The sequence below is a fragment of the Micromonospora sp. ABR4_055 genome (assembly GCF_056160425.1).
Window position 1 is genome coordinate 1 of the sequence record NZ_JBSWXD010000159.1, and the last position, 15,121, is coordinate 15,121.

Annotated in this window: 14 protein-coding genes, 4 tRNA genes and 1 pseudogene; 18 read left to right on the forward strand and 1 reads right to left on the reverse strand. The window is 70.1% G+C overall.

Features of this window, described 5'->3' with window-relative positions; genetic code table 11:
- The 5 genes and pseudogenes from ACXAHD_RS26785 to ACXAHD_RS26805 all read left to right on the forward strand — a co-directional run.
- Positions 1-256: pseudogene (locus ACXAHD_RS26785) on the forward strand (NADH-quinone oxidoreductase subunit L); the annotation flags it as partial.
- A 16-nt stretch (positions 257-272) separates the two neighbouring features.
- Positions 273-1,856, forward strand: coding sequence for a complex I subunit 4 family protein (locus ACXAHD_RS26790; protein WP_289213639.1), 1,584 nt, complete (start codon positions 273-275; stop codon positions 1,854-1,856).
- Positions 1,853-3,463 (forward strand): NADH-quinone oxidoreductase subunit N, encoded by a 1,611-nt coding sequence (locus ACXAHD_RS26795; protein WP_281567244.1) that lies wholly within the window; start codon positions 1,853-1,855, stop codon positions 3,461-3,463. Before ACXAHD_RS26790 ends, ACXAHD_RS26795 begins: the two co-directional genes overlap by 4 nt.
- Positions 3,464-3,606: 143 nt before the next feature.
- On the forward strand, positions 3,607-4,494 hold the full coding sequence (gene htpX / locus ACXAHD_RS26800; protein WP_281555730.1) for a zinc metalloprotease HtpX: 888 nt from the start codon (positions 3,607-3,609) through the stop codon (positions 4,492-4,494).
- 171 nt (positions 4,495-4,665) lie between these two features.
- Positions 4,666-5,940 (forward strand): MFS transporter, encoded by a 1,275-nt coding sequence (locus tag ACXAHD_RS26805; RefSeq protein WP_281551908.1) that lies wholly within the window; start codon positions 4,666-4,668, stop codon positions 5,938-5,940.
- A 6-nt stretch (positions 5,941-5,946) separates the two neighbouring features.
- Here the strand turns inward: ACXAHD_RS26805 and ACXAHD_RS26810 are convergent, their stop codons facing one another.
- Complete coding sequence (locus ACXAHD_RS26810; RefSeq protein WP_281551907.1) at positions 5,947-6,441, reverse strand: YajQ family cyclic di-GMP-binding protein; 495 nt, start codon at positions 6,439-6,441, stop codon at positions 5,947-5,949.
- 165 nt (positions 6,442-6,606) lie between these two features.
- Between ACXAHD_RS26810 and ACXAHD_RS26815 the strand changes: the two genes are divergently transcribed.
- The 13 genes from ACXAHD_RS26815 (at position 6,607) to rplA (ending at position 14,951) form a co-directional block, all read left to right on the forward strand.
- Positions 6,607-6,690: transfer RNA gene (locus ACXAHD_RS26815), tRNA-Tyr, on the forward strand.
- Positions 6,691-7,607: 917 nt separating this feature from the next.
- On the forward strand, positions 7,608-7,823 hold the full coding sequence (locus ACXAHD_RS26820; RefSeq protein WP_281551906.1) for a hypothetical protein: 216 nt from the start codon (positions 7,608-7,610) through the stop codon (positions 7,821-7,823).
- 28 nt (positions 7,824-7,851) lie between these two features.
- Complete coding sequence (locus ACXAHD_RS26825) at positions 7,852-10,377, forward strand: putative bifunctional diguanylate cyclase/phosphodiesterase (RefSeq protein WP_281551905.1); 2,526 nt, start codon at positions 7,852-7,854, stop codon at positions 10,375-10,377.
- Between the two features lie 117 nt (positions 10,378-10,494).
- Positions 10,495-10,567: transfer RNA gene (locus tag ACXAHD_RS26830), tRNA-Thr, on the forward strand.
- Between the two features lie 25 nt (positions 10,568-10,592).
- Positions 10,593-10,665, forward strand: a tRNA-Met gene (locus ACXAHD_RS26835).
- 134 nt (positions 10,666-10,799) lie between these two features.
- A complete protein-coding gene (gene rpmG, locus ACXAHD_RS26840; protein WP_046567246.1) occupies positions 10,800-10,967 on the forward strand; it encodes a 50S ribosomal protein L33 in 168 nt (55 codons plus the stop codon).
- Between the two features lie 63 nt (positions 10,968-11,030).
- Entirely contained in the window at positions 11,031-11,480 is a 450-nt protein-coding gene (locus ACXAHD_RS26845) for a MaoC family dehydratase N-terminal domain-containing protein (protein ID WP_281551904.1), read from the forward strand.
- 1 nt (position 11,481) lies between these two features.
- The gene (locus ACXAHD_RS26850) at positions 11,482-11,874 is read left to right on the forward strand and encodes a MaoC/PaaZ C-terminal domain-containing protein (protein ID WP_281551903.1); all 393 of its coding nucleotides are present in this window, start codon (positions 11,482-11,484) and stop codon (positions 11,872-11,874) included.
- Between the two features lie 156 nt (positions 11,875-12,030).
- Positions 12,031-12,103: transfer RNA gene (locus ACXAHD_RS26855), tRNA-Trp, on the forward strand.
- A gap of 134 nt (positions 12,104-12,237) precedes the next feature.
- Positions 12,238-12,627, forward strand: a complete 390-nt coding sequence (secE, locus tag ACXAHD_RS26860; RefSeq protein ID WP_281551902.1) for a preprotein translocase subunit SecE — start codon at positions 12,238-12,240, stop codon at positions 12,625-12,627.
- A 23-nt stretch (positions 12,628-12,650) separates the two neighbouring features.
- Complete coding sequence (gene nusG / locus ACXAHD_RS26865; RefSeq protein WP_475054040.1) at positions 12,651-13,472, forward strand: transcription termination/antitermination protein NusG; 822 nt, start codon at positions 12,651-12,653, stop codon at positions 13,470-13,472.
- Between the two features lie 238 nt (positions 13,473-13,710).
- Positions 13,711-14,142, forward strand: coding sequence for a 50S ribosomal protein L11 (gene rplK / locus ACXAHD_RS26870; protein WP_281551900.1), 432 nt, complete (start codon positions 13,711-13,713; stop codon positions 14,140-14,142).
- Between the two features lie 92 nt (positions 14,143-14,234).
- Positions 14,235-14,951 carry a 50S ribosomal protein L1 gene (rplA, locus tag ACXAHD_RS26875; RefSeq protein ID WP_281567246.1) on the forward strand — a complete coding sequence of 239 codons (717 nt, stop codon included), beginning with the start codon at positions 14,235-14,237 and terminating at the stop codon, positions 14,949-14,951.
- The last annotated feature ends 170 nt before the right edge of the window (positions 14,952-15,121 follow it).

The window sequence follows — 15,121 nt, forward strand, 5'->3', positions numbered from 1 at the left end:
GTTCTGGCTCGACGCGGTGCAGCGGGCCGTCGTGGTACGCCCGGTGACAGCGCTCGCCGCCACGGCCCGGGTCGGCGACGAATCCGGCGTCAACAGCGCGGTCACAGGCACCGGGCGTACCGTGACCGGGCTGGGCGACTGGTTGCGCCGCCGGCACACCGCCCCGCTGCCCCGGGCGGTCACCATGGTCCTCGCCGGCGTACTGCTGATCGGGTTGGCGACCGCGGCCGCCGCCGCACTGGGGAGCGCGGGATGAGCGAGGGCCGCCGATGATGACGTACGCCGACGACGGCTGGACCGTCGGGCAGCTCGCCCTGCTGGCCGTGCTGGTCGTGCCGGCGCTCGGCGCGCTGCTGCTCGCCCTGCCGGTCGGCGGGGACCGGGCCGGCCGGATCACCGGCACCGTCTTCGCGGCGGTGACCTTCCTGGTCAGCCTGCCGTTGCTGCGCGACCCGACCGGGGCCGGCTGGTTCGCCTACGGTCCACCGCTGGACGGCCCACCCGGGGTGCTGCCCTGGCATCAGCTCGACCTGCCCTGGGTGCCCGCCCTGGACCTGCGGTTGCACCTCGGTGTCGACGGCATCTCGTACCCGCTGGTGCTGCTCACCACCGGACTGACCCTGCTGTGCTGCGCGTACACCGTCTGGCGCGCCCCACACGGCCGCAACGGGCGGGCGTTGGTCGCGTTGCTGCTGGTCGTCGAGGTCGGCATCGTCGGCACCTTCCTCGCTCTCGACCTGGTGCTGTTCTTCGTCTTCTTCGAGGTCGTGCTGCTGCCGATGTACGCGATCATCGCCGGCTGGGGCGGCAGCGACCGTACCGCCGGTGGCGGCGACCGGGCCGATGGCGCGCACCGGCGGGCGGCGACCAGGTTCGCCGTCTACACCCTGGCCGGGTCGGTGCTGCTGCTGGTCGGCGTGGTGACCGTGACGACCGCCGCCGGCACCGCCGACCTGACCGTGCTCACCGGCGGCGACGGACTCGGCCGGGGCACCCAGCTACGCGCGTTCACGCTGCTGGCGCTGGCCTTCGCGGTCAAGGCACCGCTGTGGCCGCTGCACAGCTGGCTGCCCGACGCGCACAGCCAGGCACCCACCGTCGGCAGCGTGATCCTCGCCGGGGTGCTGCTCAAAATGGGCACGTACGGGCTGATCCGGGTCGCCGTCGGCGTCGCCCCCGAAGGAGCCCGCTGGGCCGCCCCGGTGCTCGGCGCCCTCGCCGTCGCCGCGATCATCGTCGGCTCCCTGGTGTGCCTGGCGCAGACCGAACTGAAACGGCTGATCGCCTACTCCAGTGTCGGACACATGGGGTTCGTGCTGCTGGGCATCGCCACGCTGAGCGCCACCGGCATCCAGGCCGCGCTGATCGGCAACGTCGCCCACGGCGTCATCACCGGCCTGCTGTTCTTCCTCGCCGGCGCGGTCAAGGACCGCTACCACACCGGCGAGCTGGCGGATCTCGGCGGGCTGCGGGAACGCTCCCCGGCGCTGTCCGGGCTGCTCGGCTACGCGGCGATCGCCTCCCTCGGCCTGCCCGGCCTGGCCGGCTTCTGGGGTGAGGCGTTCGCCGTCGTCGCCGCCTGGCAGCGCGGCGGGCCGCTGTGGACGACGCTGGCCGTGGCGGCGGCGGTCGGCGCGGCACTGACCGCCGCGTACCTGCTGCGGATGCTGCGCCGGGTCACCCACGGCCCGGCCGGGCCGGCGGTCCGGGACACACCCGTCTTCGCGATCAGCCGCCCCGAGGCGCTGGCCTGGGCGCCGCTGGTGCTGCTGGCGTTGGCCATCGGGCTGGTGCCGGCGCTGGTGCTCGGCGTCGCCGAGTCGCCGGTCACGATCCTGCTGGAGGTGATCCGGTGACCGACGGGACCGCCGCACAGACGATCGACCACCTGGCGCTGCTGCCGGCGTACCTGGCGGCGGCGACGGCGGTCGCGGTGCTGCTGGCCGACCTGTTCATCGGCCGGCGGGCGGTCACCGGGGCGGCCGCTGTCGCCGGCGCCGCCGGGGTCGGCCTCGCCGCGCTGGTGGCGCTGGCGCATCCGGCGCGGGCCACGTTCTGCGGTACGCCGTCCGGCGTACCCGCCGGGGGCGGGCTGCCCGACGGCGGACTGCCCGACGGCGGACTGGCCGTCGGTGGGCTGGCCTGCTCGTACGTCGCCGACAGCCGGGCCGCCCTGGTCGCGCTGCTGTTCGCGGCGCTCACCGCCGGCGTGCTCGCGCTGTCCGCGCCGCTGCTGAACTCCGGTGCGGTGCCGGCCGGCGAGTACTGCTTCCTGCTGGCCTGCTCGATGACCGGCGGGGTGGTGCTCGGCGCCGCCGGGGACCTGATCACCCTGGTCGTGGCGGTGGAGACGCTCACCCTACCGCTGTACATCCTGGTCGGGCTGCGCCGGCAGCGGGCCGCCTCAGCCGAGTCGGCAGTGAGCTTCTTCGTGGTCAGCGTGGTGTCCACGGCGGTGGCGCTGCTCGGCGTGGCGCTGCTGTACGCCGCGTACGGCGCGGTGCACCTCGACCTGCTCGCCGGAGCCAGCGGCCTGGCCGAGCCGGCCGGTACGGTCGTCGGCGGCTCGGCCGACGGGCAGGCCCGGCTGGCCCGGGTCGGCGTGGTGCTGCTGCTGACCGGCCTGGCGTTCAAGGTGGCGGCGGTGCCGCTGCACGCCTGGGCGCCGAAGACCTACGACGGTGCGCCGCTGCCGGTCGCCGCGTACCTGTCGACCGCGTCGAAGCTCGGCGGCGTGGTGGCGATCGTCGCGGTGGTGACCGAAGGGCTCACCCCGCAGTTGGCCGCGTCCGGGCCGGTGCTGGCGGTGCTGGCGGTGGCGACCATGACGGTCGGCAACCTGGTCGCGTTGCGGCAGCGGCGGATGGTGCGGCTGTTGGCCTGGTCGTCGATCGCGCAGGCCGGCTACATCCTGGTGCCGCTGGCGGCGGCCGCCGGGGTGGCCGGGCGGGGCGCCGAGGAGCAGGCGGTGGCCGTCGCGGCGGTCTTCGCGTACACCGTCTTCTTTGTGTTGTTGGAGCTTGCCGCCTTCGCTGCGGTGGTGGCGTTGCGACCGGCGGCCGGCGACGGCGGTCGGATCGCCGCGTATGCGGGCGCGGCCCGCCGCCGCCCGTGGGTCGGTGCCGCGCTGACGCTGGCGTTGATCGGGCTGGCCGGTCTGCCACCGGGCCTGGCCGGGTTGTTCGCCAAGGTGGCGGTGGTCCGGTCGCTGCTGGTCGGCGGGGCCGGCTGGCTGGCGTTGGTGGTTGCGGCCAACGCGGTCCTCGGCCTGGTCTACTACCTGCGGGTCAGTGCCACGCTGTACGCCCGGGTGCCGGAGCCGACGCCGCCCTCGGGTCGTGGCGTGCCGGCACCTGGTGGCGCGGTGGCGTGGCCAGTGGTGGCGACGCTCGCCGTCGCGACCGTTCTGGCGGTTTTGCTCGGGTTTGCACCACAGGTGGTCTTTGACGTCGTTGCGGGCTGAGTGCGAGTTCCTGCCTGAGTGAAACATGCCCGCCAGGTCTTGATTGACAGCCAACTCTCAGCTATTGCGGGATGCGCAGTGGGTACGTGGGCGTTGCACCTGCCGTGGGGTCCTCCAGATGACCCGGTGGAGAGGGAGTGAACGTGCACAGCCACCACAACGGTCTCAAGACGGCAGCCCTGCTCGGCCTGCTCACCGCCATGATCCTCGGCGTTGGCTACTGGTTCGGCGGCAGCGGCGGCTTGATGATCGCCGTAGGAGTCTCGCTGGCGATGAACGCCGGCACCTACTTCTGGTCCGACAAGATCGCGCTGCGCTCGATGCGGGCCCAGCCGGTCAGCGACGCGCAGTTCCCGGCGCTGCATCAGATGGTCCGGGAGTTGGCCGCCGAGGCCGGGCAGCCGATGCCCCGGCTCTACGTCAGCCCGACCATGCAGCCCAACGCGTTCGCGACCGGGCGTAACCCGGCCAACGCGGCGGTCTGCGTCACCCAGGGGATCGTGCAGATCCTCGACTACCGCGAGCTGCGCGGGGTGATCGGGCACGAACTGTCCCACGTCTACAACCGGGACATCCTGATCTCCAGCGTCGCGGCGTCGCTCGCCGGCATCGTCACCATGCTGGCCCACCTCGCCTGGTTCCTGCCGTTCGGCGGCGGGGACGACGACGAGGGCGCCAACCCGGCCGCGCTGCTCGCCATGCTGATCCTCGGGCCGCTGGCCGCGTCGATCATCCAGCTGGCGATCAGCCGTAACCGCGAGTACCAGGCGGACGCGTCCGGCGCCGCACTGACCCGCGACCCGCTCGCGCTGGCCAGCGCGCTCCGCAAGATCCACATGGGTACGCAGCGCATGCCGCTGCCGGCCGAGGGTCAGCTGGCCAGCTCGGCCCACCTGATGATCGACAACCCGCTGCGCAAGGGCGGGTTCGCCGCGCTGTTCTCCACCCACCCGCCGATGGAGCAGCGGGTGGCCCGGCTGGAGCAGTTGGCGTACGCCGGTGCCGGCGGCCCGGTGCAGCGCCGGTTGTGAATCCGCCTGTGTGAGCGGCCTCGCACCCCGTACCGGACCGAATCCGGTGGGGTGCGGGGCCGTCAGCGGGTTAGGGTCGGCAGGCCGAGTGGTCGTTACCGCCGCCGGCCCATCGGCCGGTCCGCAGCACGTCGGCCGCCGGTGCCACCAGCCGGTGAAGGGAACGGAACAGTGTCCGGATTGCGGAAATACGTCGCCGTCTGGCGCATCCCCGGCGGACCCACCCTGCTGATCCCGGGCGTCATCGGCCGGCTCAGCATCGGCATGACCCCGCTCGCCCTGCTGCTGGTGATCAGCGACTCCACCGGCCGGTACTCACTCGCCGCGATCGCCGGCGGCGTCTACGCCCTCGCCGGTGCGGCCCTCAGCCCGGTCGCCGGGCGGATCGCCGACCGGCTCGGCCCGAGCCCGGTGCTGCTGGTCACCGGGGTCGCCCACCCGGTCGCCCTGATCGCCCTGCTGTTCGCGACCCGCAGCGGCGGCTCGATCCTGGCCGTGTTCCTGGTGTCCGGCCTCGCCGGTGCCAGCTATCCGCCGCTCAGCGCCGCGATCCGGGGCGCCTGGAACAACCTGACCAGCCCGGCCAGTGGCCGCTACCCGCTGCGCAACACCGCGCTCGCCGCCGAGACCACCATCTTCGAGGTGGTGTTCGTAATCGGCCCGCTGCTCGTCGCCGGGCTCATCGTGCTCGCCGACGCCGCAGCCGCACTGGTCGCCGCAGCCGTACTCACCCTGGCTGGCACCACCATGGTGGCGCTCGGCCGGGCGATGCGTGGCTGGCGACCCCACTCACGGGAAGGCCACGCCCGGGGCCTCGGCCCGCTGCGGGTGCCCGGCTTCCCGGCGTTGCTGGCCTGTGTCGGCGGTCTGGGCATCGGCTTCGGTACGGCCGGCGTGGCGGTGCCCGCGTACGCCTCCAACTACCTGGGCACCAACGACGACGGCGGCAGCCTCGCCGGCGTACTGCTGGCCGTCTGGGCCGTCGGTAGCGCCACCGGCGGGATCTACTTCGGTATCCGCCGACCGGCGGTGGACGCCTCCCGTCAGTTCGCCTGGCTGCTCGCCGGGGTCGCCGCCAGCTTCGTCGTGTACGCGGTGATGCCGCACCCGCTGGCCCTGGGCGTGGCACTGACGCTCGGCGGTGCCGTGATCGCCCCGGCGCTGACCGTCGAGAACACCATGGTCGGCCGGATCGCCCCGGTCAGCATGCTGAACGAGGCGTACACCTGGGTTACCACCATGGCGGTCGGTGCCAGCGCGGCCGGCGGCGCGGTCGCCGGCGTGCTCGTGGACCGCGCCGGTGGCCCGGCGGCGGCCTTCCTGTTCGCCGCCGCCGCGCTCGCCCTGGCTGCGCTGCTGGCCGGCTGGCCGGCCGGTCCGATCAGCCGCGCCGAAGCCCGCGCGGCGGTCGACCTGGACCGGGCCCTGCTCGGCGGTCCGGCCTGAGCTGAGTCAGCGGTAGTTGGTGAACTGCAGGGCGATGCCGAAGTCCTCCTGCTTGAGCAGCGCGATGACCGCCTGCAGGTCGTCCTTCTTCTTGGCGGTGACGCGCAGCTGGTCGCCCTGGATCTGCGCCTGGACACCCTTGGGGCCGTCGTCGCGGATCTTCTTGCTGATCGCCTTCGCCTTGTCCGACTCGATGCCCTGGATGACCTTGCAGTCGATCTTGTAGGTCTTGCCCGACGAGCGTGGGTCACCGGCGTCAAGCGACTTGAGCGAGATGTTCCGCTTGACCAGCTTCTCCTTGAACACGTCCAGGCTGGCCTTGACCCGCTCCTCGGTCTCCGCCTGCAACGTCACGGCCTCCTCGCCGGACCAGGCGATCTCGGCGCCGGTGCCGCGGAAGTCGAAGCGGGTGGACAGCTCCTTCTCGGTCTGCCGGAGGGCGTTGTCGATCTCCTGCCGGTCGACCTTGCTCACGATGTCGAACGACGGGTTGGCTGCCATGGTCTGCTCCCTGCCAGTGCGGGTCTCGGACGGTGCGCGGGTCTCGGACGGTGTATCGGACGTTGCCGGACAGTTGACTCCCGCTGACGGTACCCGGTTGCGGGAGAGCCCCGTCATGCCGCTATCCTTTCCTGCGTCGCCTCGCGTGACGAGGTGGCACGCCCTGGCGGGTTGCCCGAGCGGCCAATGGGAGCGGACTGTAAATCCGTCGCGAAAGCTACAGAGGTTCGAATCCTCTACCCGCCACCAGGCGCACCAACAGCCCTTGACCTGCACCAACAGGTCAAGGGCTGTTGTCGTACGGGCCGGCGTGCCGTCCCGCCCGGTCCGGCCAGGTCCAGCCGTCCCCGGTTTCCGGGACCAAGGCTCCGGACCCAAGGTGCTCTGCGGACCCAAGGTGCTTCTGCGGACCTGATGCCACAGGTGCATCCTGATGCACCTGTGGCATCAGGCTCGACTGGTGCAGCCGACCCTGGGACTGTGACGCTGCGTCAACTAGTCGGCGCTCATCGTTGCCAGCGGGTCTGGGGGCACGACAGGCCCGCGTGCCCGCCGGCTGGTGGGCACGCGGTGTGTGAACGGGCCATTGAGCGTTCGGCGAGTCGTCGACCCGCACCCCGGGTAGCGTTCTCGGTGGCAGTACACCGTTTGGGCTGCGTTTTCCGAACTGGCGAGTAGCCGCCGACACCGAGCCGTGACCGAAAAGGGTGCCATCGAGTGGTCGGCAGGGCTTAGCGTCGAGACCCGGCGACGGCCGTCGCCGGCTGATGACTCGGTTAGTTGACCCTTATCCCGAATTTTAGTTGCATAAAAGAGCAACAAATCACTTCCTTCGTTGATTCGTAATAAATCCGGCATGTCGGTCATGATATTAGCCCAGTAGCTTCGCTCAGTGCGGGGTTTGCCTAGTGTTCGTGCCTGCCAATCCTCTTCGCGGCGCCACCGGCTGTCGTCGAGCCGGATCACCAGCCGGAGCAGCAGCGGGACGAAAGCCGCAGGGCAAAGCCGCCGCTAAGGTTCTCCTCGTCCGATTGGCTAGGATGGGCGGTGCCGAAGGTGCAGGCCGGCCGCGTCAACCTACCGTTGGTGCGGTCCGGTGTGGCACCATCAGGACTCTGCCCCTCATTCGCGTAACTCATTCGCCTCCTTGGACGGGAGTCTGTAACATGCGTGGACACACGATGGGCCGCCGGCTCGGCAGGGTCGTCGCGGTCGCCGCACTCGGGATTGCTGTCTCGTTCACCGCTGGGACCGCCGCCCAGGCTGCCCAAGCCTGGGTTACGGTCGGTGACGAGGTGCCTGTGGTTTCCCCGGTGGACAAGTACGGCTTCGACGCCATGGTGGATTCGCAGGTCTCGCTCTACGACTTCAGCTGGACCTGATCGCCGCAGCCGACACCAAGGGGATCGAGTGCCAAGGCCACAGGCGATCTCACGGCATTCTTCCAGGCGGGCCTGGTTCGTAACCGGGCCACTCGCTCTGATAGCCGTACTCATCTCTGTGGCCTTGGCCATCAGCCACCCCAATCCGACCGGAGATTGGCCGCTGGGCCTGCTGTTCTTCGGGCTGTTCCTCGCCGCGCACGCGGCAATCTTGCTGTTCGAGGTGCGCCGGCAGTCGTTTACCCTGAACATCGGCGAGATCCCGTTTTTGCTCGGTCTGTTCTTCCTGCCGCCACTTACTCTGATCATCGGTCGGGTGCTGGCGGCCGTGGTCGGTCATCTGAGCCGGCGGCAGCCGCCCGTCAAGTTGTGGTTCAACGTGGCGAACGTGGCCGCCAGCACGTCCATCGCCACCGCGATCGTCGTCAACGCCGACGTGCTCGACGCCGCCGAGCCGCGTACCTGGTTGACGCTGGTCGGGGCGATGATCGCCTGCCAGATCATCACGCTGGTCGCCGTGCTCGTGGTGATCACCCTTGCCCAGGGCCGGTTGTCCACCAAGGAACTCACCACCACGACGGTCCCTGCCCTGGTCGTCGCCTCCATCAACATCACCTTCGGTTTGGTGGTGCTGATCCTGCTGGCGCAGAGCGACTGGGCGCTGATCCTGTTGGTCGCGCTGATCACCTTCTTCGTGCTGGCCTACCGGTCGTACGCGAAATCACTGCGGCAGAACCGCACGCTCTCCGAGATCTACGCGTTGACCCGGGCGATCGCCGACACGCCGCACGACGGGACGATCGTCGACGTACTGCTCAAGCGGGTCCGCGAGGTGCTGCAGTCCGAGTACGCGACACTCTGGCTGCCGAAACAGGGGCGGTATCCCGAGGTGCTGCTGTCCGCGACCGCCGACGGGCAGGGGCTGGTAGACACGGTCGGCGCCCCGGAATCGATCCGTGAACACGTCTTCGAGACCGGAAGTTCCCTGGCCGTCGGCGCGAAGTTCGGCGACGGCCCGTTCGACACCGCACTTCGGAAGTGGGGTGCCAAGGACGCCGTCGTAGTGCCGCTACGAGCCGGTTCCCTGGTGATCGGCTGCCTGGAGGTGTCCGGCCGGCTCGGGGACATCTCCCACTTCGGGCCGGGTGACCTACGGCTGCTGGAGGCGATCGCCGTGCACGCCGCGGTCGCCGTGGAGAACTCGCGCCTGGTCGACCGGCTGCGCTACGACGCGGCCCACGACGGCCTGACCCGGCTGGCCAACCGCCGCCGGCTGACCGCAGCGCTCGACGAGTCGGTGGCCATCCGGACCCCGGGTGAGGTGGTCGCGGTTCTGCTCTTCGACGTCGCCGGGCTGCGACAGGTCAACGAGTCCCTCGGCCACGCGGCCGGGGACAAGGTCCTGGCCGAGGTCGCCCGGCGGCTGCGGGACCGCGCCCCGTCGGCCGCGCTGGTCGGCCGCAGCGGCGGAGACGAGTTCGTGGTCACCCTGCGGATGGAGGCTGCGGAGTACGCCGTACAGCTCGCGGTCGAGCTCCGTGACCAGATTCGCGACCAGATGGTCTTCGGCGCGTTGACCCTGGACGTCGACACCGTGGCCGGTGTCGCGGTACACCCCGACCACGGCAGCGACGCCGCGACACTGCTGCAGCGGGCGGACCTGGCCGCGACGGCGGCGAAGTCGGTGCCCGGCGGCGTCCAGCTGTTCAATCCGGCGTTGGAGTCCCGCTCGGTACGCCGGCTCGGTCTCGCCGGTGACCTGCGGGTCGCGCTCGATGAGATGCAGCTGGAGGTCTACTACCAGCCGAAGGTGACGCTGCACGGCCGCCGGCTGGTCGGGGTCGAGTGCCTGACCCGGTGGGAGCATCCGACGCACGGTTCGGTCTCGCCGGAGGACTTCGTCGCGGTCGCCGAACACACCGGCCAGCTCGGTCGGCTGACCGAGTTCGTGCTGCGCGAAGGGCTGCGCCGCAGCCGGGAGTGGAGCGTCGGTCAGCAGCCGTTGCCGGTGGCCGTCAACCTGTCCGCCCGTACCCTGACCGATCCGGAGTTTCCCGAGCTGGTCCGGACCCTGCTGGATGACGCGCAGGTCGCTCCGGAGCTGCTCACCCTGGAGATCGCCGAGGCCGGTGTGCTGGACGGCACGGACCGGCCGATGCCGACCCTACGGCGGCTGCGTGACCTCGGGGTACGGCTGTCCGTCGACGACTTCGGCACCGGCTACACCTCGCTGGCGCACCTGCGCCGGCTGCCGGTGCACGAGGTGAAGGTCGACCGGTCGTTCGTGCAGGGGATGGCGACCGATCCGGGGGACCTGGCGATCGTCAACGCCGTCGTGACGCTGTCCCAGCAGTTCGGCCTGACCGTGGTGGCCGAAGGGGTGGAGAGCGAACTGACCCTGGAACTGCTGCAGGACATCGGCTGCCAGGTCGGGCAGGGCTTCCTGTTCAGCCGTCCGTTGCCGTACGAGCGGCTGGCCGCCTGGTACGAGGCGCAAACCGACCCGGAGAGCCTGCAGTCCAGCGAGGTTCGTCGGCTGCGGGCAGTGCCCTGATCCCCGACCGGAAGGGCCCTGACCTGCGGCGGCGCAGACGGGCCAAGCTGATTTCACCTCGCGGGCGGGGCCGTGTACTCTTACCCGTGCGCATCCGCCCAGGCGGGTGGGTGTTCGGCCCCCTTAGCTCAGTCGGCAGAGCGTCTCCATGGTAAGGAGAAGGTCTACGGTTCGATTCCGTAAGGGGGCTCAGTGGGTTCCACTGGACCCGTCACGGCGGTGTAGCTCAGGTGGTAGAGCAAACGGCTCATAATCGTTGTGTCGCCGGTTCAAGTCCGGCCACCGCTACGGTCGGCTTCGCGGGTGAGGCCGGTGGTACGAAGTACGGGTGGGCGCCGCAGGCGCCCGCTTTGCATGTCCGCGCTGCCGCAGGCTACGCTGGCACGCTGTAGTTGTTCCGATAGCGAGGAAGGCACCCCGCCGTGGCCAAGGCGACCGACGTCCGTCCAAAGATCACTTTGGCGTGTGTGGAGTGCAAGGAGCGCAACTACATCACGCGGAAGAACCGCCGTAACGACCCGGACCGCATCGAGCTGAAGAAGTTCTGCCCCCGGGACGGCAAGCACACGCTGCACCGCGAGACCCGCTGACCATCGCCGTTCCGGGCGGCCCGCACGTCGTCCGGGTGCCGGCCAGCGGGTAGGTTGCTGCGCATGCCCATGGATCCGTCCTTAGTCGGTCGCAGTTACCCGCCCGGCGGTACGTACCTGGTGGGGCGGGAGAAGATCCGCGAGTTCGCCGTCGCCATCGGGGCCAGCGATGCCGTTCACCACGATCCGGACGTCGCCCGCAAAGCGGGCTATCCGGACGTGGTCGCGCCACCGACCTTCCCGGTAGCGGTCACCATGTCCTCGTCCGAGCGGGTGATCTCCGATCCCGATCTCGCGATCGACTACAGCCGGGTGGTGCACGGCGACCAGCGGTTCCGGTACGTCCGCCCAGTGGTCGCCGGCGACGAACTGGTGTGCACCGACACCATCGAGGAGATCATGTCCCGTGGCGGACACGACTTCCTGACCGTCCGTACCGAGATCGCCACTGCGGCCACCGGTGAGCCGGTGGTCACCGTCTGGATGAAGCTGGTCGTCCGGGGGGAGGACTGAGATGGAGCTGACTCCGCAACGGTTCCGGGTCACCCGGTCCGACCTCGTCCGCTACGCCGGGGCCTCCGGCGACTTCAACCCCATCCACTGGAGCGACCGGTTCGCCACCGGGGTCGGCCTGCCAGGTGTCATCGCCCACGGCATGCTCACCATGGCGTTGGCCGGGCGCGCGGTGACGCAGTGGGCCGGATCGGCGGACGCGGTGGTCGAGTACTCGGTCCGGTTCACCCGCCCGGTGGTGGTGCCGGACGACGACGAGGGCACCGAGGTCGAGGTGACCGGCGTGGTCAAGGGCACCACCGAGGACGGGTTGACCCGCATCGACGTGACGGCCGTCTGCGCCGGCGAAAAGGTGCTCAGCCAGGCCCGGGCACTGGTCCGTACCCCGCGCTGACGGCCGGTGGTACCGGCCCGGGTACGCGCGGTGCCGGTACCGGTTGGGAAAGTGGTGGCTCTACCCGTACACTGGTCCGCCGTGGGGCCTGTGACCCCTGTTCAGTCCTGCGTGGCCGTGCGCCCCGCGGGGTTGGGTGGGGTTGCCGACCCGCACAGGGGTGTAGCTCAATTGGCAGAGCAGCGGTCTCCAAAACCGCAGGCTGCAGGTTCAAGTCCTGTCACCCCTGCGCCCAAGGCCTGACCGACCCGGTGGGTCGGCTGCCGTCCCCGTTGGCGGCCGTCCCGCAAGGGGAATGGCCGACGTGCACGACGCAGCGCGTCTGACCTGGCGCGCGACCCGACCACCGCGACGGAGGGCGAGATGGCCGAGAGGAACCGGCGTGGCGATGACGCCGCGGACGACCGCCCCGAGGACGAGTCGATCGACGAGACGTCGGTCGAGGACGAGGTCGACGACGACGAGCCGGCGGCACGGGGTGGCACGGCCACCCGGAGCAGGGCCAAGGCGGAGTCGTCCGAGGGACGACCTAAGGCGAAGGCCGAGGCCGGGGTGGGGTTTTTCGGGCGGATCATCCGGTTCGTCCGCGAAGTGGTCGCCGAGCTGCGTAAGGTCATCTGGCCGACTCGTAAGGAGTTGCTGACCTACACCGCCGTGGTGGTCGTGTTCATCGCGGTCATGCTGACCATCGTGGCCGGGCTGGACTTCGTGTTCGCCAAAGGTGTGCTGTGGGTATTCGGCAACCCCAGCTGATTTTGTGACGGAAGTGAGCAAGCGTGCCTGAGTACGACGAGACCGCCAGCGTCACCGACGACCAGTCGACGGTGGCCACGGCGGCGGCTGATGAGTCGGTTGAGGCCGCCAGCGCACCACCGGTCCCCGCTGCCGGGGCGGACGAGCCCCCGGCCGACGCCAACGGCTCCGCCGTCGGGCCAGACAGTCCGGACAGTCCGGACAGTTCTGCGGCCGACGTCGCCGAACCCGTCGCCGTGGCCGACGACGAGGAGTTCGACCCGGTCGCCGAGCTGCGGCAGAAGCTGCGCTACGCGCCAGGTGACTGGTACGTGGTGCACTCGTACGCCGGCTACGAGAACAAGGTCAAGACCAACCTCGAGACCCGGATCACCAGCCTCGACATGGAGGAGTACATCTTCCAGGTCGAGGTGCCGACCCGGGAGGAGGTCGAGGTCAAGAACGGCAAGCGGCTCCAGGTGCAGAACAAGGTCTTCCCCGGCTACATCCTGGTCCGGATGGACCTCACCCCGGAGTCGTACTCCTGCGTGCGTAACACCCCGGGCGTCACCGGCTTCGTCGGGGCGACCGACCGGGCCGACCGGCCGGCGCCGTTGTCGCTCAACGAGGTGCTCAAGTGGCTCGTCCCGGCGGTGACGGCCGAGCCCAAGAAGGCCAAGCCCGAGGTCAAGGTGCTGGACTTCGAGGTCGGCGACTCGGTCACCGTTACCGACGGCGCGTTCGCCTCGTTGCCGGCCACGATCAGCGAGATCAACGCCGACCAGCAGAAGCTGAAGGTGCTGGTGTCGATCTTCGGCCGGGAGACCCCGGTGGAGCTGAACTTCAACCAGGTCGCCAGGATCTGACTCCGGCACAGCCGGGCCTGCGGTTCTCCGCGCCTGCGTAACCCCTGCGGCACACCGACGGCGGCAACCCCAGCTGGGCTGCCGCCGTCAGCTGCGCTAACCTAGAACGTCGGCCCTGGGCCGCGCCTGACCGTGCGCGCGTGTCGAGGGCTCGCCAGCCCGTGCCGGACGACGGCCAGTCGCCGGTGACGTCCCGCAGATCCGGTGCGGAACACCAGATCAAGCCCCAGGAAGTGACATGCCTCCGAAGAAGAAGCTCGTCAAGACGTTCACGCTGCAGTTGCCGGCGGGTCAGGCCACCCCGGCACCGCCGGTCGGTCCGGCGCTGGGTCAGCACGGCGTGAACATCATGGAGTTCTGCAAGACGTACAACGCGCAGACCGAATCCCAGCGGGGCGACATCGTGCCCGCTGAGATCAGCGTGTACGAGGACCGGTCCTTCACCTTCGTGCTGAAGACCCCGCCCGCTGCCCGGCTGCTGCTCAAGGCCGCCGGGATCCAGAAGGGCTCGGGTGTGCCGCACACCACCAAGGTCGGCCAGGTGACCACCGCCCAGCTGCGGGAGATCGCCGAGAAGAAGATGGCCGACCTCAACGCGAACAGCATCGAGCAGGCGGAGAAGATCATCACCGGGACCGCCCGGTCGATGGGCATCACCGTCAAGGAGTGACCGTCCCGACCCGCGACTGCGGGTCGGAGCCGACCGACGTGGGAGGGCGCGCGCACGGCGTCGCCCGCCAGTGACCACAGGAGCCAGAGACAATGCAGCGCAGCAAGAACTACCGCAAGGCCACCGAGCAGATCGACCGGACGAAGCTGTACGCCCCGGCCGAGGCGGTGAAGTTGGCCAAGGAGACGAGCTCGTCGAAGTTCGACGCCACGGTCGAGGTCGCGATGCGCCTCGGCATCGACCCGCGCAAGGCGGACCAGATGGTCCGCGGCACGGTCAACCTGCCGCACGGTACGGGCAAGACGGCCCGAGTGATCGTCTTCGCCGCTGGGGCGAAGGCGGAGGAGGCCGTCTCCGCCGGCGCGGACGAGGTCGGCACCGATGAGCTGGTTGCCCGGATTCAGGGCGGCTGGCTGGACTTCGACGCGGCGATCGCCACCCCGGACCAGATGGCGAAGATCGGCCGGATCGCGCGGATCCTGGGCCCGCGCGGCCTGATGCCGAACCCGAAGACCGGTACGGTCACCATGGACGTGACCAAGGCCGTCTCGGACATCAAGGGCGGCAAGATCGCCTTCCGGGTGGACAAGCACTCCAACCTGCACCTGATCATCGGGAAGGCCTCGTTCGGCGAGGCCCAGCTGATCGACAACTACGCGGCCGTACTCGACGAGGTGCTGCGGGCCAAGCCGTCCGCGGCCAAGGGCAAGTACCTCAGGAAGGTCGTGCTGACCACCACCATGGGGCCGGGCGTACCGGTGGACCCGAACGTGGTCAAGGACCTGCACGAGGCGACCAGCGAAGGCTGAGCGGTCCAGATCGACTGACGGTGGGGGGGGGGGGGGGGGGGGGGGGGAGAACGAACGACAAGGATCGCATCGTACAGGTGGGCACCCGATCAGGCACGACCGAAGAGGGAACGCAGGGCGATGCCGAGGTTGGACAGGTACACGGAGCGGTTGGGATAGTCGGTGGGGGT